Here is a 19,158-nt window from a genome sequence, read left to right as displayed (position 1 = left end):
CGGTGCGGGACGGCCGCCCCGCGCCGTGCTCCCCGCCCTTCCTCAGCCCGGGTGCGCCGCGGCAGCCACAGGGCCTCAGGCCAGGGGAACGCCGTACACGCGCCCGTCCTCGCTGGTCGCATAGGCCGTGCCGCCGTCGGTCGCCGGGCGCCTCAGGGGCGCGTCCCCGCCCGTGAACGACCACAGCGGCCCGCCGTCCTCGGCGTCGAGGGCCCGCAGTCGGCCCTCGGCGTCGGGCACCAGGACGGCGCCGTCCACGGCGGCGGGCGACGCCGCGGCGCCGGGGGAGCGCTCCCAGCGCACGTCGCCCGTCGCGGCGTCGAGCGCGCACAGCGCCGCGCCGCCCACATAGACCGCGCCGTCCACCGCGACGGGCGCGGAGACCGCCGTGTCCCCATCGAGGCGAAACGACCAGCGCTCCTCGCCCGTGGAGGCGTCGACGGCGTACAGGAGCGCGTCGGGCCCGGCCGTCGCGTAGCACACCACGCCCCCGGTGGCCGCCGCTGGCGTGGCCGCGGCCGTCGATGCGAAGGTCCAGCGCCGCTCGCCGGTGGCCGGGTGGAGCGCCACAAGCCCATCGGACGTGGGCACATGGATCAGCCCAACGGCCGCGACCGGGGTCATGGCCCCGCCCGCGGGCACCGTCCAGCGCTCCCTGGCCGACTCCGTGCCGAGGGCGAGAACGCCGACGTCGCGGACGCTCACATAGGCGTCGCCCCCGGCCACCAGCGCGGGCGCCGCCTCGCCATTGAGGGGGAACGACCACCGTTCAACGCCGGACGCCGCGTCGACGGCATACAGGATCCCGTTCCCTCCGGCCACCAGCACGACCCCGCCCGCGACGACGGGCTCCGCGACGCCACCCCCGGTGGGGAACGTCCAACGCTCCTCCCCGCTGGCCGCGTTGACGGCGTGCAGGAACCCGCCCTCGTCGCCGAAGTACACCGTCTCGCCCGCGACGGCGGGCGGGGAGAGCGCCCCACCGGGCGCGATATCCCACCGCGCCGCCCGCGTCTCCCCGCTGTCCTCGGGCGCGAAGGCCCGCCACGCGAGGGCGCCTCCGCCGCCGATCGCGACGACGGAGGCCGCGCCGAGGAGGGTGCGCAACGCGCCGCGCCGGGTGGGGCGTTGGGTCGGCGTCGGCGGCTGTCGCCGCGGCGGCCGCGGCCGTTGGGGCGGCGGCTGAGGGGCGGGCACGGGTGCCGGTGCCGCAGCGGCCACCTCCGCCGCGGTGGCGGCTACCTCCGCCGCGGCGGCCCTGCGCGCCGACAGGGACCGCAACTCGGCGGCGGCGACGCGGCGTTGCTCCTGGACGGCGGCCCGGTGCCGCAGGAGGGCACGCAACGCGCTGGCCAGGAGGCGCTGCTGCTCGGCGCGCGCCGACGCGGTGCCGTGGGCCGGTCCGGGGGCGGCGGCGGGCGGCCACGTGCTCTCGCGCACCGCCCGCAACACGGCGGTGCGTTCGTCGCCGTCCGCGTCGCCCTCGGCGATGGCCGCCGCCAGCTGGTCCAACAGCTCGCCCACGGCGGGCCGTTGATCCGGATCCTTCGCCAGGCAGCGGCGTATCACCGCGAGCCCAGGCGGCAGGTCACCCAGCTCGGGCTCCTCGTACACCGCACGGAAGTTGAGCGCATGGGCCGAGCCGGTGCCGAAGGGGTTGGCGCCGGTGGCCGTGTAGCCGAGGACCGCGCCCAGCGAGAACACGTCGCTCGCCGGGCCCACCGGCTTGCCCGTGAGCTGCTCGGGCGACATGAATCCCGGCGTTCCCACGATCATTCCCGTCCTGGTGAGCACGCTCGCCTCGGCCGCGACCGAGATCCCGAAGTCGATGACGCGCGGGCCGTCCTCGGCGAGCAGCACGTTGGACGGCTTGAGGTCGCGGTGGATGACGCCCACCCCATGGATCGCCTCCAACGCCTCGGCCAGCCCGGCCGCCAGCGCCAGCACGGGGCGTTCACCCCAGGGGCCGCCCGCGCGGATGGCCGCCTCCAGGGAGCGTCCCGGCACGAACGCCGTGGCCAGCCAGGGCGGCGACCCGTCGGGGTCGGCGTCGACCACGGCCGCCGTGAAGAACCCGGTCACGCGCCGGGCCGCCGAGACCTCGCGCGCGAAGCGCCGCCTGAAGTCGGCGTCGTCCGCCAGCTCGGGCCGCACCACCTTCACGGCGACGCCGCGCCCGCTGGGGGAGCGCCCCAGATACACCCGGCCCATCCCGCCCGACCCGAGGCGCGAGACGATGCGGTACCGCCCCACGCGTCTCGGATCCCCGGCCTCAAGATCCTCCACCGATGGCACCCCCGTCGCCTTATGCCGTAGACCCGCGTCGCTGAGAGGTTACTGGCACCCTCCGTCAGGGGTGAGGTTGACCACTGCTCTGTTCAACCAGGTGTCCCCCGGGTTGCCCGACGCCAACTCCCGGGCGGCCAGGGGCTGCACGTTCTCCCTCATCGGCCGCTCCCCGTTCAACGGGCGGGGCGGCGGCCCGCGGCCAGCTCCTCGTAGACATGGTCGGGATCGCGCTGCTTCCAGTACCGGAACAGGAGCGAGACGCCTCCGCCCTCCGCCGCGAACGACGCGATCGGCAGCGACGCGTCGACGAGGAAGCGCGGCTCGTCCCACTGCTGCGCCACGACGCCCAAGGGGCGGTCGGACTCGAGGATCCAGGTGGCCATCCCGCCCGCGATCGACGCGAGGAAGTGCCGCGCCCGCAGGCCCGCGACCACCTCGGCGAGCGGCGTCTCGGGCGGCACGTCGAACGTCTCGTCATGGGGACGGGCGTCGTCCCCCATGGCAACGCTGTCCCGATCCACGGTGATGCGCATTCGTTCAACCTACCGGGAGGCGGCGGACATCGGCGCGTCCTCAAGCGCCCCGAGGACGAGCGGGGCGTCGCGCCGCCGCGTGGCGACGAGGACCGGCCGGTCGCCGTCGCGGCACTCGATGACCACCCCGTCGTGGCGGTAGGCGCACATCCCCCCTCGGGATCGTCGGGCTCGAACGCCCTGACGCGCGGCACTGCCAGCGTCCCCGGCAGCGCTCTGCGGGCAACGCGCCCGTCCGGATCGGGAGTTGCCGCCGGGCGCCCGTCGCCGACCACCAGCGTGTCGAAGCCGTCCACGCTGTAGGGGACGTCCCCGCGCACGGTCGCGCGCACGCACCGCTTCCCCTCGGGCGGCACCGCCACGATCCCGCTGACGTTCCGCCGCGGCCTTCATGCGCCGCCCCCACCACCACGCGTACGCGGCGCCCAGGGCCGCGGCGGGAGGGGCGCGGACGCGGCCGTGACCAGCAGCGCGTTGGGCACATCGCTCGCCTCCATGCCCGCCACGCAGCCGACGCAGCCGACGAGGGCGCCCGTCGGCACCCCCGCGATCACGAGCCAGCGGTGGCGCTGCCACCGGCCGAGCCCCAGCACACGGGCCCCGAGGGGCAGCAGGATGAGACCGAACGCGAGCGGCCACCGCCAGTCGTCCACCGGCGACGCCCACGTCTCCTGCTCGTCGCCGCCGAACCCCACGCGGCGGATCTCACCCCGCCAGTGCGTCAGCGCGCCCCGTCACCGGTGCGCACGGCGTTCAGCACAGGCCCGGCCCCGATCGTGCGGACGCCGCCCTGTTCGGCGAGGTGCACTATGTGGCGGACGTCCCTGCCGCGCGGGTCGTGCTCGATGTCCCGAACGCTCCCCGCACCCGTCGTCGCGCACGCGTCCGATGCCACGCCGCCCCGGCAGGCGGACGCGCCCTCGGACGCGCGCCTGTCCGCCAACTCCGCCGACACGACGACGAACAGCGCGGCGGAGACCAGCACGAGCGGCATCCCCATCCCCGCGGCCACCCGCGCCTGCCCCGCCCTCGAACCCACCGCCCCCACCGCTGCCCTCTCCTCGGGCCCCCACAGTGGACCCAACGCCCTTCACAGGTTTCCAGGCGCCTGATCAACGGGTGGCCCCGCAGCCACCGCAGACGGCCCTGGCGGAGTCATCGGGCACCCTGAGCCAGTAGGCGTGCTCCGCTGGCTTCATGCCGCGCGGCTCCTCGACATGGGCGTACTGCGGGCCCCGACGCGGTGTCGGCCGGACGGCCTGATCAGTGCTCGTGCACGAGCTGTCCTGGCTCGGTGGCGGTGACTTGCCACGCTTGACGTTCCTACCTCTGCCCGTCACCATGGCTGAGAACGGTTCGCCGAGTTTCTCGCAACGGAGGCCAACGATCCGCGCCAGGTTCCTCGGCAAGGACCCGGAGTCCCAGGAGGGGCAGTCCCCGACCCTGTTCGCCACCGACCGCACTGACCGGGCGACGTACATCGCCCAGGGCTGGAAGGTCACCGACCCTCAGGTGCTTGCGGACGTCGGGGACGTGCCTGACCACGAGACCCTGATCGAGATCCCGGAGGACGTGCTCAAGATGTACGCCCTCCGCTACCTGGAGCGGGAGGGTCAGCACTGAGCCGCATGATCGAAACCGGCCCCGAGTTCGGCCAGCTTTTCCGCAGCTTTGAGCACACCGCGTTCCGCCTGGAGACGCGCGACCTCTACAAGTCCGCGAACGAGGCCAACGCGCTGGACCAGTTCACGGCAGGCGAGCCGGTGGACATGAGCTGGTTCCAGAACTGGCTGAGCATGATCCGGGAGGCGACCGCGGCGGGTCGGCGGTTCTCACGCGTCCGAGTCGTGAGCACGCCTCTCACCGACTACAGCCGCTTCGGCATCTTCTGCTCAGAGCACACCAACCAGGCTGGCGAGGACATCAGGTATGTGAGGCGCGACGACGCCTCCGGCCTACCGGATTACGACTACTGGCTGTTCGACTCGCGCAAGCTGGTGCGGATGCACTTCGACAGCGACGAGAACTTCCTGGGCGGCGAACTGATCGAGGACCCGGCCCAGATCGTGCAGCACAATTATTGGCGAGATGCGGCCTGGCACCGCGCCGTACGACGGGACGACTTTGCCACCGAAGCGGACGACCGGCATCACCAGCGTTCATGAAGCTCGTGACGCACTCGGCAAGCGACTCCGCGAGCTCCGCACCGCCGCGGGACTGAGCGGGCGGGCGCTCGCGGAGTCGTTGTCGTGGCCGCCCTCCAAGGTCAGCAAGCTGGAGAACGGCAAGCAGACGCCGACCGACGACGACATACGCGACTGGACCCGGGGGACCAACAGCGAGGGCGAGACGGAAGGGTTGCTCGCCTCTCTGCATGCGCTTGAGGTGCAGCACGTCGAGTGGCAACGCCAGCTGCGCGTCGGCTTGAAACCGCACCAACAAGAGGTCGCGGACATCAACGCCAAGACGCGGCTGTTCCGGGCGTTCGAGTCCACCTTCATTCCCGGCCTGCTTCAGACCGCCGTGTACGCCCGTTACCGCTTCGCGCAGAGCATCACCGTGTTCAAGGTGCGCAACGACATCGACGAAGCAGTTGCGGCGCGTGTGCAGCGCCAAGACATCCTGTACCGGCCTGACAAGCGCTTCCACTTCGTGCTGACCGAGGCCACCCTTCGGTACCGGCTGTGCCCGCCAGAGATCATGCTGGGTCAGCTCGACCGCCTGGTGTCGCTGTCGGCCCTGCCGAACGTGAAGCTCGGCATCATCGGGTTCGAGACTGCCTATGTGGTTGCGCCTGCTCACGGCTTCTGGCTGCTCGACAACGACCGCGTGATGGTTGAGACCTTCTCGGCCGAGCTGAACCTTGCCCAGCCGCAGGAGATCGCGCTGTACGGCGGCATCTTCGAGAGCCTGGCCGGAGTCGCCAGCTATGGCCGCAGTGCGCGGGCGATCATCAACCGGGTCATTGAGGATCTTGCCCCGGAGCCTTCGGAAGATGGCGACTGATTTCCTGGCCATCCACTCGTCCGGGATGTTTCGAGAAATACCAAGAAAATGGCAGCGCGAGACCGACAGCGACATCTTCGAAGCGATCGAGTGAGGAACTCCACCTCTTGTGGGCCCCGTACCCGCTGCGGTGTCGGCGTCCGGGGCACCTGAGGTTCGCTGTCGGCGACGTCGCTCGGCCGCGCGGCCGTCACCCGCCACCCCGCGCACCGCCCAGCACCGCCCAGCACCGCCCGGACCCGCCCCGGGCCCCCGCCGCTTCCCGGCGTCGCGGAGCCGCAGCCAACCGGCCATCGGCGGCACGTCGTTCACCGTGTGGGACATGACGGCGCTGCCGGGCGCCGGGACCCCGCGCGGCCTTTCGACTCCGCGACGACTCCGGTGACGTGAATCCGTGCGTGCCCCTCGGCCGAGGGGCACGCACCTGGCATGCTGGCGCGTGTTGGGAATGGACACGTCAAAGAGGAGGCGTTATGCGGCGGATGCGGCCTTGGAACGCGCTGATGGCCGTGGTCGCGGCCTGTGTGCTGGCGGCCTGCGGGGCGTCGGCTGCCGACGGCGACAGCTCGGGTGGCTCGTCCACCGGCGGCGCGGGCGGAGGCGGCGGCGGAACGGGCGGAGGCGGGTGGTCGCAGGAGAGATGACGCCGCTCCGCCCCCGGGACCAGGGCCGATATGGCAGCACTCGGGCCGGGCGTCACGATCGAGGCCCCCGACGGCCACCGCCTCGTGCTCTGCGCCCGGCCCTGGTCCAACGGCTCATAGGCGGCTCATGGGTGGGCCCCGGCGGACGACACGCCCGCCGGGGCCCGTGCGGCTCAATGACCGTCAGCTCATGTGAAGTTGACGTCGCTGCAGATGAAGTACGTCTGGTCGAGGTGCGATGCCTGCCAGATCGTGTAGACGATGTGGTGCCCCGAACGGCCCGGGGCGCTGACGTCGAACGTGATGTCCTGCGCGGGCGGGTAGCTCCCGGTCTCCTCGACCAGCTCGAGGTCGTCCCAGCCCAGGGCGTCGGTGGTGGGGTCGAAGCCCTGCCTGGTGACATACACCTGGAAGTAGTCCGCGCCGTGGCTTGCCGTGTCGTACAGGTGGACGCTGAAGTTGCTGCCGACGTCCGTGGTGGTCCACTCGCCGGGGTTGTCGAGCGAGGTGGCCAGGCCGCCCTGGGCGTCACCGGCGCTGCACAGCTTGCCGTTGGGGATCGAGCCCTGGAAGTTGCCCGCCAGGTTCTCCCGGAACAGGCTCATCCAGTTCCACATGGTGTTCGGGTTGGCCTGGAACGCCTGCCAGCACATGGGGTCTTCCACCGCCATGTCCGGGTTCATGTGGTCGCTGCCCCAGCGGTCCCAGCAGCCGTAGCTCCTGGAGGCGGGCTCCACGATCGAGCCATGGGCGCTGGCCGAGTCGCTCCAGGGACTCATGAACAGGGTGAGCAGGCCGACGACCGCGGCCATCACCGGCGTGATCACCCGCAGCGTCCAGCGGCGTGTGGGGGTCTCTGCGTACATTGTGCGGTCTCCGTCTTCCGGAAGGGAGTGGGGGATGGTTCCGGGTTGGGAGCGCTCCCATGATATGGGAACCTTACCCGAGGACACACCCGCGAAACAGTCCCTCGCTCCGCTGGGTTCGCGGTCGGCCGCCTGCCGGTCGGGCACGCGGCACGCTTTGCGCTGAACAGAACGTGCCCCGTGTCAGAGGAGCACCTGTCCCCGCGTAAGCGGGGCATCAAGGCGAACGAGCCCGCTGAACGACGCGCGCGCCCGCCCCGCCCCGGCATGCTCCCTGAGCTCAACGTGCGCGCGGTGAACGACGATGGCGGCGGCCAGGGCAGGCCCGAAGGGTGCGCGCCACCGCAACCGACCACCGGGAGAACGGCCGTCAACTACCGCCGCGGCCGCGCCCGTTCGGCGAACGATCCCGGCCAGCAGCGAAACCGACCGGCTACCGGGACGGCCGGTCACCCGACGCCCCCTCTCCCGTAGGTGCCCTCGGTGACCCGCACCCACCACGAAAGCGTCAACCCGGCCGACGGCGAACGGGAGGACATCCGGCCGGTAGCCGCCGCCACAGCCGCCCGCGGGGCCCCGTTCACCCCCCACCCACCCCCCGCGCCGCGGTCAAGCTCCGATCCGCGAGAAACCGCAGATACTCGTCGAGGTTCAGCGGATTCCCGTCGAACCGCTCGCGGCGCGGCGGAGCGCCCCTGACCGGGCGGGTGGGGGCGGGGTGGGACCACAACGCGCCCTCGCCATGGGTGAGTCCGGGCAGGGCCGCCGTCAACTCCTGGACGACGCGGACCGGGAGGTCGGCCATGAGCACCCATGAGCCGCCGCGTGCGAACGATGCGCCGATGTCCGCGCCCAGCGCGGCAAGCAGGCCCGTCACGGCGCCCGACGTGGCGGGCGGGACCTCCAACTCCACGCGCTGGCACGGCTCGTGGACCCGGACGTGGGCCGCCCGCAGGGCGCGGTGGAGCACGATCGGCGTCACGTCGCGGAAGTCGGCCGCGGTGCTCATGGGCGCGTCGTAGCCGATGCGGGTCACGGTGACCGCGCAGTCGACCACCTCCCAGCCGTACAGGCCCTGTTGGAGCGCGCGCCGCGCCGCCTCCTCGATCGCGCGGTGGAACGCCCGGGGGAGCGCGCCCCATTCGACGTCCCGGGTGAACGCGATCCCGCTGCCGGGCGGGGCGGGCTCGACGCGGAGGCCGACCGTCGCCCAGAAGTCGTTCGGGCCGTGGCGGGCGAACTCCCACACCGACTCGCCCGTGCCGAGCGGCCGTTCGACCAGGACGGGGGTGATCGGCTCGAACGCCGCCGCCACGCCGAACTCCCGCCGCAGCCGGTCCCCGATGACCTCGCGCTGCACCGCCCCGTACAGCAGCACCGAGGTCGCCCCGCCGCCCGCGGGGCGGGTGCGGATCAGCGGGTCATCGTCCGCGAGGGTCGTCAGCGCGGCGTGCAACGCGGCCTCGCGCCCGGGCTGTTGGGGCCGCACCACCGTCTCGAGCCCCGGCCGCGCAAAGTGCGGAACGTGCGGAACGCGCTGCCCCGCGCCGGAGGGGGAACGTTCGCCCAGCACGTCGCCCACCCGCACGCCAGGCAGCCCGCTCAGCCGCGCAATCCCGCCCGCCGTCAGCGCCCCACCGGCATTCCCCGCCTCGCCGACATGCCCCGCCCCGCGCCCCGCCCCGGCCGCGGTCACGACGTCGAGCCCGGTGACCCGGCCCCGGTGGCGGCCGCCGTCGGGGCGGTGGAACGTGAGGCGCTCCCGCTCCCTGACCGTGCCCGCGAACAGCCGCAGATAGGCGACCTTGCGCCCGCCCCCAGCCCGTTCCACGGCGAACACCGTGCCCCGCGCGGGCGCGTGGGGATCGGGGGCTGGCGGGCGCAGCAACGTCCTGATGCCCTCGGTCAGTTGGGCCACGCCCTCGCCGGTGAGCGCGGAGCCGAAGAAGACCGGGTGCACCAGGCCCGCCGCGGTCTGCTCGGCCAGCGGCGCGGCCAACTCCCGCGCGGGCGGCGGCGTTCCGTCCACGAGGCGGGCCAGCAGGGCGTCGTCGTGCTCGGCGAGCGCCTCGGCCGCGGCCTCGCCCAGCGGCAGGGCGACGGCCAGGGCGCGGTCCGTGCCGGGGTCCCGGACGGTGCTCAACGGCACGATGCCGGGGGCGAGATGGCGCCTGATGTCGGCCAGCAGCCCTTCGGTGCGGGCGCCCACGCGGTCGATCTTGTTGATGAACAGCAGCGTGGGAAGGCGCAGTCGACGCAGCGACCGCATCAGGACGCGGGTCTGCGCCTGGACGCCCTCGACGGCGGACAGCACGAGCACCGCGCCGTCGAGCACGGACAGGGCGCGTTCGACCTCGGCGATGAAGTCGGGGTGTCCCGGGGTGTCCACGACGTTGACCTGGGTGTCGCCCGTGGCGAACGCGGCGACCGCGGAGCGGATCGTGATGCCGCGCTCGAGCTCGCCGCTGTCGGTGCGCGTCGATCCGGCGTCGACGCTGCCGAGTTCGGGGATGGCCCCGTGGTCGAACAGCAGTCGCTCGGTGAGGCTGGTCTTACCCGCGTCGACGTGGGCGAGGACGCCCAGGTTCAGGGTGCTCGAAGGGGCGGGCACAGAAAGGTCGGGTACAGGAGGGGCGGGCACGAAGGTCCTCGGAGGTGGGGGAGGGGGGTGACAGCAGCTCGGTCGCTCCGAGGTGACGCCGCATCCGACTCTCCCTTGCTCTCCAGGCCCGCGCGCGGGCCGACCTTTCACATGAACGCTCCGGTGAACGCTCCGGAGGGTACAACAGCGGCGCCCGGCCGACCGCCCATGAAACGGAGCGGTCGGCCGGGCGCCGGTCACACAAGGCCGCGGGTCACACAAGGCCGCGGGTCACACAAGGCCGCGCTCAGCGCACCGGGGTGAAGTCCCTTGCGCCGATGTACTCGGGGCGGCGGACCGGGGCCGCGAAGGGCTCGACCGCCGCGTTCTCCACGCTGTTGAACACGATGAAGACGTTGCTGCGCGCATACGGGGTGATGTTGTCCCCCGAGCCGTGCATGCAGTTGCAGTCGAACCAGGTGGCCGAGCCCGCCTTGCCCGTGAAGAGCCTGATGCCGTGCCGGTCGGCGAAGCCGGTGAGCGCCTCGTCTGACGGGGTGCCCGCCTCCTGCATCTGGAGGGACTTCTTGTAGTTGTCCTTGGGCGTCTCGCCCGCGCAGCCGAGGAACGTCTGGTGCGAGCCCGGCATGATCATCAGGCCGCCGTTGGTGGCGAAGTTCTCCGTGAGGGCGATCGACACCGACACCGCGCGCATCCGGGGCATGCCGTCCTCGGCGTGCCAGGTCTCGAAGTCGGAGTGCCAGTAGAAGCCGCTGGCGCCGAAGCCGGGCTTGACGTTGATCCGGCTCTGGTGGACATACACGTCCGAGCCGAGGATCTGCCGCGCCCGGCCCACCACGCGCGGGTCGCGCACCAGCCGGGCGAAGACGTCGCTGATCCTGTGCACCTCGAAGACGGACCTGATCTCCTGGGACGCGGGCTCCACGATGGAACGCTCGTCCGCCCGCACCGCGGGGTCGCTGACCAGCCGGTCCAACTCGGCCCGGTACACGGCCACTTCCTCGGGGGTGATAAGCGCTTCCACGGTGGTGAACCCGTCCCGTTCATGCCCCGCGAGCTCCGCCTGGGTGAACGGTCCTGGGGCGTCGGCCGACGACCACACGACGGGGTCCTGGCGGGGGGTGGCCACCTCGGTGGTCCCTCGGGTGGGATACAGGTCGGCGGTGCGTTCGGGTGCGGTGGTCATGGGGTTGCTTCCTCTCTCTCCTTCACTCGTCGCGGCCGTCCCCCACGGGGCGCGGGGGTCTCATGCCTCGGTGAGCAGGGGGTAGACGCCGTTCTCGTCGTGGTCCTCGCGGCCCGTGACCGGGGGGTTGAACACGCACAGCGCGCGGAAGTCGGTCTTGGGGCGCAGCGTGTGCTTCTCGTGGCCGTCGAGCAGGTACATCGTGCCGGGGCTGATCCAGTGCTTCTCGCCGGTCTCGTCGTTGGTCAGCTCGGCCTCGCCCTCGACGCAGAAGACCGCCTCGATGTGGTTGGCGTACCACATGCTGGTCTCCGTGCCCGCGTAGAGCACGGTCTCGTGGAACGAGAACCCCACGCCCTCCTTGGCCAGGACCAGGCGCTTGCTGCGCCAGGTGCCTGAGGCGGACTCCACGTCGCGGTCGGTTCCCTCGATGTCGCTCAGCGATCGGACGATCACAGTGGTCTCTTCCCTTTCGTTCGCTTCTTCGTTCGCCTCGGCGGCCGGTCGAGCCGTGGGCCGGTCGGGCGGCGGGCACGGTCAGGCGGTCTCGCGGACGGCGCGCGTGAGGATGCGCAGGCCCTCGTCCAGCTCCTCGGGCGTCATGGTCAGCGCGGGCAGCAGCTTGACCACCTCGCTCTGCGGGCCCGAGGTCTCAAGCAGCAGCCCCAGCTCGAACGCCCGGCGGCACACGGCCGTCGCGCGCGTGACGTCGTCGAACGTCAGGCCCCACACCAGGCCGCGCCCGCGGACCGACGCGCCGCTGCCCGCGTGCTCGGCGGCGATGGCGCGCAGCCCGGCCTCGACCTGGTCGCCCCTGCTGAGGGTCTGCTTCTCCATCTGCCCGTCGGTCCAGTACATGTCGAGCGCGGCGGCGGACGTGACGAACGCGGGGTTGTGGCCGCGGAACGTCCCGTTGTGCTCGCCCGGCTCCCACAGGTCGAGTTCGGGCTTGAAGAGGGTCAGCGCCATTGGCAGCCCGTAGCCGCTGATGGACTTGGACACCGTGACGATGTCGGGGACGATGCCCGCGTCCTCGAACGAGAAGAACGGCCCGGTGCGCCCGCAGCCCATCTGGATGTCGTCGACGATCAGCAGCATGTCGTGGCGCGCGCACAGGTCGGCCAGGCCGCGCAGCCACTCGGGGCTGGCGACGTTGACGCCGCCTTCGCCCTGGACGGTCTCGACGATGGCGGCGGCGGGCTTGTTGAGCCCGGAGCCCGCGTCCTCGAGCAGCCGCTCGAACCAGATGAAGTCGGGCGTCTGGCCCTGGAGGTAGTCGTCGAACGGCATCGGCGTGCCGTGCACCAGCGGGATCCCGGCCCCGGCGCGCTTGAACGCGTTGCCCGTCACGGCGAGCGATCCGAGCGACATGCCGTGGAAGGCGTTGGTGAACGAGATGATCGACTCGCGGCCCTTGGCCTTGCGGGCCAGCTTGAGCGCGGCCTCGACCGAGTTGGTGCCGGTGGGCCCGGGGAACATCACCTTGTAGTCCAGGTCGCGCGGCCTGAGCACCACGTCGCGGAACGTCTCGAGGAACGCCCGCTTGGCCGTGGTGGACATGTCCAGGCCATGCGTGATGCCGTCCCGCTCCAGGTAGTCGAGCAGGGCGCGTTTGAGCACGGGGTTGTTGTGGCCGTAGTTGAGTGAGCCCGCTCCGGCGAAGAAGTCGAGGAACATGTGGCCGTCCTCGTCGTACAGGTAGCTGCCCTGGGCCCGGTCGAAGACGGTGGGCCAGCCACGGCAGTAGCTCCGCACCTCCGACTCCAGGGTGGTGAAGACGCTCAGGTCCGGCTGGGTGATGGTCACGGGAGACTCCTGGTTCAGGGGATGTGCGAGGGCGTTCGGTGGATCGGGGGCGCCGGGCGGCGCCGCCGCGGGGTCAGCGCCCCGCGGTGGCGCGGTCCGCGCGCCCGCGTGGCTCCTCGGCGTCGCGCCCGGTCAGGGGGCCGATCCGGTACAGCACCTCGGGCTCGTGGCCCTGGCCGTCGGGGAAGACGGCCGCGTCGAACAGCACCTCGCGCGTCAGCTCGGCGCCGCGCCGGGCGGCGAACGAGGCGAAGAGGCGGTCCGACGCGATGTTGTCCGGGGTGACGGTGGTCTCGACGAGATTCACCCCCCACTCACGGGCCGCGCGGTCGGTCAACGCGTCCAGCATCGCGGCAGCGAGGCCGCGTCCACGCTGCCCTTGATCCACCGCGACCTGCCAGATCAGCAGGGTGCGCGGGACCTCGGGGCGGGTGTAGCCGGTGATAAAACCGACCGGTTCGCCCGAGGCGGCCCTCGCCACGATAGACGTGCCGGAGTAGTCACGGCACCACAGGAGGTAACTGTAGGGGGAGTTGAGGTCCAGGACCCGGGAGTCGCGGGCGATGCGCCACAGGGCCGCGCCGTCCGCGAGGCGGGGTATGTCGAGCGCCAGCCCTTCTCGGCCTGCCGGAAAATCGTTGTCCAGGAAATCTGGGGTGGGACGTGTATGGTCCGCTTGTGCGGGGCTCATGCAGATTGAATTTACCCAGCCATCGATGAAGATGCATCGCCGAAGGGGGTTAACAGGGTGAGCCCGATGTGTTATCGCGCACGCGTGGGGGCCGGGGCGGTGGCGCAGAGGATCCCGGGGAAATGTGGCGTTATGCCCTTTAGTTACCGGACAAAGCGGGCGGGATGTGCCGGGAAGTCACAGCTTTGTAACAACCGCGTGACCGTCCGGGATCCGTCCTGTGGTGTGTCAAGAACCCGCGAACGTACCGTTTAGAAGCCGTCGAAGCGGGAAGACGAGGCCCCGAGAGGTGTATCCGGAATAGGCCGGGATTCGGCATCCGAATTTCTTCCCCCGGCCTTCGGCGCCACCCCAGGAATTCAATTAGCGCGATCCGGGGAAACGGCCTTCAGCCGTCACCTCGACCCCCGGCCCCTCGCCCGCCACCGCATAGCGGTCGCCCGCCGTGTCCCGCGGCCCGGCCTCGTGGTCGTACCGCCCGGCGAACACATGCTCACCCGGTGGCACTTCGGCCCCCGGGCGCAGCTCCCACCGGAACACCAGCGCGCCCTCCTCCACGCCCACCGTCACATCGAAGTCGTCGCCGGGCAGCGAACGCCAGGCCCCGGTGGGCCGCACGCCCTCGCCGAGCGCCACCCGCAGCTCCACCGTGAACGCCGTCAGCGGCTCGGCCGTCTCCACCGTGACGTTGCTCTGCGACCAGCGCTCCCCGCTGCCCGGGTCGAGCGCTCCCGACGAGGGGAGCGCGACCTCGCTGACCGCCGCCCGCCCGCCGCCCTCGGCGAGGCCGGCGACCACCGCGGCCCCGCCGAGCGTCGCGCCAAGCGCCAGCACCGCGCCCGCCGCCCTGGGCCACCCGCGCGCCCTTCCCCGCCGGGGGCGCCGACCGCGCGCCGCCTCCGCCGCGTTCGCTTCCTCCACCATGCCGCGCGCCACGCGCGCCCGCATCCGCGCGCGGTCGGGGCTGTGCTCGTCGGCCGCCGCGCGCAGCAGCCGTCTCAGGTCCTTGCCCTCGCCCACGCGCCCCCCGGTCACCAACTGCCCCGCTGCTCGGGCCCCGTGCGCAGCGCCCGGAGCAACTCCCGTGTCCGGCCGCCTCCCTCGGGCCTGCCCCGGGGCCCGCCCTCGGTCAGCAGCCGTTCCAACTCGGCCATGCCGCGCGAGGTCTGGCTCTTCACCGTACCCACGGAGATGCCGAGGGCGCGCGCCGTGTCGCGCTCGGACAGGTCGAACGCGTGCCGCAGCACCACACAGGCCCGCTTCCGGTGCGGCAGGCGCCGCAGCGCCGCGCGCACATCGAGCACCGCGGGCACGTCGGGCGCGTCCGCCGCACCGTCCCGCCAGGGCTGCCCCGACCAGAACAGCGCGATCCTGCGGCGCTCCCGCGTCTCGGCGCGGATCCGCGCGCGGGCCATGTTCGCCACCACGCCCCGCGCGTACGCGAGGGGGAAACGCGCCGCGCGCACCCGGTCCCAGTGGCGCCACACGGCCACGAGCGCGTCGGCGGCCAGGTCGTCCGCGTCGCCCGCCCCGCCCCCGCCGCCGAGCAGCAGATGGGCCAGCCGGGACAGCTCGGCGTGGTGCCGCTCGAAGAAGTCATCGAACTCGCCGCCGACGTCCCCGCCGACGTCCTCGCCGACGTCCCCGCCGGCGTCCCCGTCGGACTCCGCTTCGTGCGCGCCGTGTCCGCCGGTGCCGGGCATGTTGACCCCCCTCGTTGACGGCCTGACGAACGGTCGCGCCCCGTGGGAGTGTGTCCGACGGGTCGTACGCTGTCCGTTCCTACGTCCAGCTCCCGGCGAGTGAGGAGCCTAACAGCCGAAGGCGCCGCTGCCGAGCGGTCGTTGGGCGCCGATGCGTGTGATCATGGACCGCGTGTTCGCACTCCACATCACGGGACGCGTGCTGATCGGGCCCGATGACGAGACCAGGGACGAGGTGTGGGTGGTCGGCGGCCGGATCACCTTCGAACGCCCCGCCGCCGCACGGGACATGACGACGCTCACCGGGTGGGTGCTGCCGGGGCTCGTGGACGCGCACAGCCATGTCGGGCTCGGCGCCGAAGGGGTCGTGGACCGCGCCACGGCCGAGGAGCAGGCCGTCGCCGACCGGGACGCGGGCGCGCTGCTGCTGCGCGACGCGGGCTCGCCCGCCGACACCCGCTGGACGGACGCCCGCGACGACCTGCCGCCGCTGATCAGGGCGGGCCGCCACATCGCCCGCACCCGCCGTTACCTGCGCGGCTTCGCGGACGAGGTCGAGCCCGACGCCCTGACCGCCACCGTCGTCCGCCAGTCCAGGCGCGGCGACGGCTGGGTCAAGCTCGTCGGCGACTGGATCGACCGGGAGCGCGGCGACCTCGCCGCGTGCTGGCCCGTGGGCGCCGTACGCGACGCCATCGCCGCCGCCCACCGCGAGGGCGCCCGCGTCACCGCCCACTGCTTCGCCGAGGACGCGCTGCGCGATCTGGCCGAGGCCGGGATCGACTGCGTCGAGCACGCCACGGGGCTGACCGACGACACGATCCCGCTGTTCGCCGAGCGCGGCGTGGCCATCGTTCCGACGCTCGTCAACATCGGCACGTTCCCCACGCTCGCCGACCAGGGCGCGGCCAGGTACCCGCGCTGGGCCGAGCACATGAGGCGGCTGCACGCGCGCAGGTACGACACGGTGCGCGCCGCGTACGACGCCGGGGTCCCGATCTACACCGGGACGGACGGCGGGAGTTCGCTGCCGCACGGGCTGATCGGCAGGGAGGTCGCCGAGCTGGTCGCCGCTGGCATCCCCGCGGGCGACGCGCTCGCCTCCGCCACCTGGAGCGCCCGCCGCTGGCTCGGTCGCCAGGGCCTCACCGAGGGCGCCCCCGCCGACCTGGTCGTCTACCCGGCCGACCCTCGCAAGGACATCGGCGTGCTGGGGCACCCGAGCCGCGTGGTGCTGCGGGGGCGCGTCGTGGCGTGAGGCGGCGCGAGGCGCGCATGGGGTACCCCGTTCGGGTGAACGAGGGCCGGAACGCCGCCCGCCGGGACGCGCGGCGCCAAGGATGACGGACGTCCCCCCGCGTCCCGAGTTCGCCGTTCCACACCCTGGAGAGTTCCGCCCGTGAACCACACCGCCCGCCGCGCCGCCGCCACGCTGCTCACCACCGCGGCGCTGATGGCACAGGCCGCCCTGCCCGCGGCCCACGCCGACGAGTCCGCCCCCGCGGCGGGCGGCGAGGGCGCCGCGAGCGCCGCCGTCCTGCGCGCCGGTCTCGAAGTCTCCCTGCTCGACGGCACATTGGGCGTCCCGTTGAATGCCACCCTCAACGAGGTCCAGGCCCCTGGCCGGGCCACCGAGGCCAGGGAGACCCTGCTCACCGCCACGCTCGACGGCGTCGACGAGGGCCGCCCGTTCGAGCTGCTGCGCGCCGACGTCGCCGACGCGACCGCCACCGTGGACGCCGACGGCAGCTTTGCCGAGACATCGCTCGCCGCCGCGCAGGTCACCGTGCCGGGGCTGCCGATGCGGCCGCTCATCGAGCTCGACGCCATCGCCGCCAGGGCGCACTGCCCGCTGGGCGGCACCCCGGTCGCCGAGACGGACATGCCCGCCGCCGCCACCGTCTTCGGCCAGGAGGTGCCGCTCACGGTGGAGGGCTCGGTGAACGTCCCGGTGCCAGGCGTCGGCGAGGTCACCCTCGACCTGTCGCGCACCGAGACCTCCCAGGGCGCGGCGGCGGCCAGCGCGCTCGACCTGTCGATCTCGGTCAACCCCCTGAACCTCGACATCGCCGGGGTCACCGGCACCCTCACGCTCGCCGAGGCCAGCTGCGAGACGCCAGCCGGGGCCCCGCGCACCCAGACGGTCTCCGAGGAGGAGACCGAGGAGGCCGAGGACGCGCCGGAGATGGCCGCCACGGGCGGCGGCTCGGCCACGCCCTATGTCATCGGCGGCGGCGTCGGCCTCCTCGTGGCGGGCGCGGCGACGGTCCTGGTCGCCAGGCACCGCCGCCGCACCGCCTGAGCCGAGCGCCGACGGCGGGCCGGGGCGGCGCCCCTCAGGTCGCCACGATCCAGATGCCGTAGCCGACCGCGGCCGCGCACAGGGCGAACGACACCAGCCCGACGGGCCGCGCGGCCGCGGTCGCGGACGACCGGCCCGCCGTCCTGATGCCGACCGAGAAGAGGCCCACGAGCGCCACGGTCAGCAGCACGGAGACCAGGACGACCTGGCCGAGGACATCCCATGCGATGGTCAGATCGAGGTTCACAGCGGTGTGCTCAACTCCCTGGTCAGGACGCCGACGAGACAGAAGGGGCGGGCGCGGGCGGGACATCGACGCCAGCGTCCACCGGCTCGGGCTCCTCGCCTTCGACGTTCACCTTGCCGCTCACCTCGGCGGGCGTGTCCGCGTTCACATTGGCGTGGTCCACCGGCCTGCGGCGCGACAGCAGCCAGATCCCGGCGCTGACCGCGACCAGCAGCGCCACGACCACGCCGACGCCCCAGTCGCCGCGCTCCGCGATCAACGCCCCGGCCGCGCCGATCAGTCCGGCGGCCGGGAGGGTCAGGCCCCAGGCCACCACCATGCGGGTCGCCGTGGACCAGCGGACCGTTCCGCCCGCGCGCCCGAGCCCGCAGCCGAGCACCGCGCCCGAGCACACCTGCGTCGTGGACAGCGCGAACCCCATGTGCGATGACGCCAGGATCGTGGTGGCCGCGCTGGTCTGCGCGGCGAATCCCTGCGGGGGCGCGATGTCCGTGAGCCCGCGCCCCATCGTGCGGATGATGCGCCAGCCGCCGAGGTAGGTGCCGAGCGCGATGGCGATGCCCGCGGAGGCGATGACCCACAGCGGCGGATCGGCGCCGGGGGCCAGCGCGCCCCCGGTGATCAGCGCGAGGGTCATCACGCCCATGGTCTTCTGCGCGTCGTTGGTGCCATGGGCGAGGGAGACCAGCGCGGCCGAGGCGATCTGCCCGGCCCGGTAGCCGCGCGCGGCCTCGCGCTCGTCCGCGCCGCGCGTGATCCGGTAGGTGAGGCGCGTGGCCAGCAGGGCGGCGACCCCGGCGACCAGGGGCGCGGCGAGCGCCGGGATGACGACCTTGGTCACCACGGCGTCGGCGTTGACCGCGCCGCTGCCGACCGAGGCGAGGGTGGCGCCGATGAGGCCGCCGAACAGCGCGTGCGACGAGCTCGACGGCAGCCCGGCGAGCCAGGTCAGGAGGTTCCAGACGATGGCGCCGACGAGCCCCGCGAAGATCACCTCGGGCTGGACGCCCGCCTCCTCGTCGACGATGCCGCCCGAGATGGTGCGGGCGACCTCGATCGAGAGAAACGCTCCGACGAGGTTGAGCGCCGCCGACATCGCCACCGCGGGACGGGGCTTCATGGCCCCGGTCGAGATCGTGGTGGCCATGGCGTTGGCCGTGTCGTGGAAGCCATTGGTGAAGTCGAACGCCAGGGCTGTGATGATCACGATCGCGATCAGCAGCGTGATGTGTTCCATGTACCGGACAATCATTCGGCGGGTCGGGGGGCAAGCGCCCGTTAAC

At 72.8% G+C, this 19,158-nt stretch carries 21 protein-coding genes; 6 read left to right on the top strand and 15 right to left on the bottom strand.

The window, feature by feature from the left end; translation table 11 throughout:
• Nucleotides 1–75: 75 nt before the first annotated feature.
• The 5 genes from DEH69_RS15795 to DEH69_RS15780 form a co-directional block, all read right to left on the bottom strand.
• Complete coding sequence (locus DEH69_RS15795) at nucleotides 76–2,286, bottom strand: serine/threonine-protein kinase (protein WP_147255610.1); 2,211 nt, start codon at nucleotides 2,284–2,286, stop codon at nucleotides 76–78.
• 176 nt (nucleotides 2,287–2,462) lie between these two features.
• Entirely contained in the window at nucleotides 2,463–2,822 is a 360-nt protein-coding gene (locus DEH69_RS15790) for a hypothetical protein (protein ID WP_113687611.1), read from the bottom strand.
• A 9-nt stretch (nucleotides 2,823–2,831) separates the two neighbouring features.
• On the bottom strand, nucleotides 2,832–2,972 hold the full coding sequence (locus tag DEH69_RS31545; protein WP_181727453.1) for a hypothetical protein: 141 nt from the start codon (nucleotides 2,970–2,972) through the stop codon (nucleotides 2,832–2,834).
• Between the two features lie 239 nt (nucleotides 2,973–3,211).
• Nucleotides 3,212–3,517, bottom strand: coding sequence for a hypothetical protein (locus DEH69_RS15785; protein WP_113687610.1), 306 nt, complete (start codon nucleotides 3,515–3,517; stop codon nucleotides 3,212–3,214).
• A 26-nt stretch (nucleotides 3,518–3,543) separates the two neighbouring features.
• Entirely contained in the window at nucleotides 3,544–3,870 is a 327-nt protein-coding gene (locus tag DEH69_RS15780; RefSeq protein ID WP_113687609.1) for a hypothetical protein, read from the bottom strand.
• Between the two features lie 293 nt (nucleotides 3,871–4,163).
• On the opposite strand from DEH69_RS15780, the gene DEH69_RS15775 reads away from it, so the two are divergent.
• From DEH69_RS15775 to DEH69_RS31540, 4 genes are all read left to right on the top strand, one after another.
• Nucleotides 4,164–4,445 carry a hypothetical protein gene (locus tag DEH69_RS15775; RefSeq protein WP_258534696.1) on the top strand — a complete coding sequence of 94 codons (282 nt, stop codon included), beginning with the start codon at nucleotides 4,164–4,166 and terminating at the stop codon, nucleotides 4,443–4,445.
• Between the two features lie 5 nt (nucleotides 4,446–4,450).
• Complete coding sequence (locus DEH69_RS15770) at nucleotides 4,451–4,987, top strand: DUF6879 family protein (RefSeq protein ID WP_181727452.1); 537 nt, start codon at nucleotides 4,451–4,453, stop codon at nucleotides 4,985–4,987.
• Nucleotides 4,911–5,828: a helix-turn-helix transcriptional regulator gene (locus tag DEH69_RS15765; protein WP_181727451.1), complete on the top strand. Its 918-nt coding sequence runs from the start codon at nucleotides 4,911–4,913 to the stop codon at nucleotides 5,826–5,828. The genes DEH69_RS15770 and DEH69_RS15765 overlap by 77 nt, the downstream gene beginning before the upstream one ends.
• Before the next feature lie 482 nt (nucleotides 5,829–6,310).
• Nucleotides 6,311–6,472: a hypothetical protein gene (locus tag DEH69_RS31540; protein WP_181727450.1), complete on the top strand. Its 162-nt coding sequence runs from the start codon at nucleotides 6,311–6,313 to the stop codon at nucleotides 6,470–6,472.
• Between the two features lie 188 nt (nucleotides 6,473–6,660).
• Here the strand turns inward: DEH69_RS31540 and DEH69_RS15755 are convergent, their stop codons facing one another.
• The 8 genes from DEH69_RS15755 to DEH69_RS15720 form a co-directional block, all read right to left on the bottom strand.
• A complete protein-coding gene (locus DEH69_RS15755; RefSeq protein ID WP_113687606.1) occupies nucleotides 6,661–7,338 on the bottom strand; it encodes a lytic polysaccharide monooxygenase in 678 nt (225 codons plus the stop codon).
• A 580-nt stretch (nucleotides 7,339–7,918) separates the two neighbouring features.
• The gene (locus DEH69_RS15750) at nucleotides 7,919–9,949 is read right to left on the bottom strand and encodes a translation factor GTPase family protein (RefSeq protein WP_113687605.1); all 2,031 of its coding nucleotides are present in this window, start codon (nucleotides 9,947–9,949) and stop codon (nucleotides 7,919–7,921) included.
• 277 nt (nucleotides 9,950–10,226) lie between these two features.
• On the bottom strand, nucleotides 10,227–11,126 hold the full coding sequence (gene thpD / locus DEH69_RS15745) for an ectoine hydroxylase (protein WP_113687604.1): 900 nt from the start codon (nucleotides 11,124–11,126) through the stop codon (nucleotides 10,227–10,229).
• A 60-nt stretch (nucleotides 11,127–11,186) separates the two neighbouring features.
• Nucleotides 11,187–11,582 carry an ectoine synthase gene (locus DEH69_RS15740; protein WP_113687603.1) on the bottom strand — a complete coding sequence of 132 codons (396 nt, stop codon included), beginning with the start codon at nucleotides 11,580–11,582 and terminating at the stop codon, nucleotides 11,187–11,189.
• An 81-nt stretch (nucleotides 11,583–11,663) separates the two neighbouring features.
• Complete coding sequence (gene ectB, locus DEH69_RS15735; protein WP_113687602.1) at nucleotides 11,664–12,932, bottom strand: diaminobutyrate--2-oxoglutarate transaminase; 1,269 nt, start codon at nucleotides 12,930–12,932, stop codon at nucleotides 11,664–11,666.
• Nucleotides 12,933–13,005: 73 nt separating this feature from the next.
• Nucleotides 13,006–13,623: a diaminobutyrate acetyltransferase gene (gene ectA / locus DEH69_RS15730; RefSeq protein WP_113687601.1), complete on the bottom strand. Its 618-nt coding sequence runs from the start codon at nucleotides 13,621–13,623 to the stop codon at nucleotides 13,006–13,008.
• 363 nt (nucleotides 13,624–13,986) lie between these two features.
• A complete protein-coding gene (locus tag DEH69_RS15725) occupies nucleotides 13,987–14,658 on the bottom strand; it encodes a hypothetical protein (RefSeq protein WP_147255608.1) in 672 nt (223 codons plus the stop codon).
• The gene (locus DEH69_RS15720) at nucleotides 14,655–15,326 is read right to left on the bottom strand and encodes a SigE family RNA polymerase sigma factor (protein WP_113687599.1); all 672 of its coding nucleotides are present in this window, start codon (nucleotides 15,324–15,326) and stop codon (nucleotides 14,655–14,657) included. Before DEH69_RS15720 ends, DEH69_RS15725 begins: the two co-directional genes overlap by 4 nt.
• Nucleotides 15,327–15,498: 172 nt before the next feature.
• Here DEH69_RS15720 and DEH69_RS15715 point away from each other — a divergent pair, with 172 nt between their 5' ends.
• Together DEH69_RS15715 and DEH69_RS15710 are read left to right on the top strand one after the other, a co-directional pair.
• Entirely contained in the window at nucleotides 15,499–16,584 is a 1,086-nt protein-coding gene (locus DEH69_RS15715) for an amidohydrolase family protein (protein WP_258534695.1), read from the top strand.
• A 141-nt stretch (nucleotides 16,585–16,725) separates the two neighbouring features.
• Entirely contained in the window at nucleotides 16,726–17,628 is a 903-nt protein-coding gene (locus DEH69_RS15710) for an SCO1860 family LAETG-anchored protein (protein WP_113687598.1), read from the top strand.
• 34 nt (nucleotides 17,629–17,662) lie between these two features.
• Here DEH69_RS15710 and DEH69_RS15705 read toward each other — a convergent pair whose 3' ends face one another.
• Together DEH69_RS15705 and DEH69_RS15700 are read right to left on the bottom strand one after the other, a co-directional pair.
• Nucleotides 17,663–17,875, bottom strand: coding sequence for a hypothetical protein (locus DEH69_RS15705; RefSeq protein ID WP_258534694.1), 213 nt, complete (start codon nucleotides 17,873–17,875; stop codon nucleotides 17,663–17,665).
• Between the two features lie 22 nt (nucleotides 17,876–17,897).
• Nucleotides 17,898–19,112 (bottom strand): inorganic phosphate transporter, encoded by a 1,215-nt coding sequence (locus DEH69_RS15700; protein ID WP_113687597.1) that lies wholly within the window; start codon nucleotides 19,110–19,112, stop codon nucleotides 17,898–17,900.
• Nucleotides 19,113–19,158: the final 46 nt, after the last annotated feature.

This window comes from Streptomyces sp. PT12 (assembly GCF_003311645.1).
Taxonomy (GTDB): Bacteria; Actinomycetota; Actinomycetes; order Streptomycetales; family Streptomycetaceae; genus Streptomyces.
The sequence above is the reverse complement of the archived record's forward strand: the minus strand, read 5'-3'. Positions and strand labels throughout refer to the sequence as shown.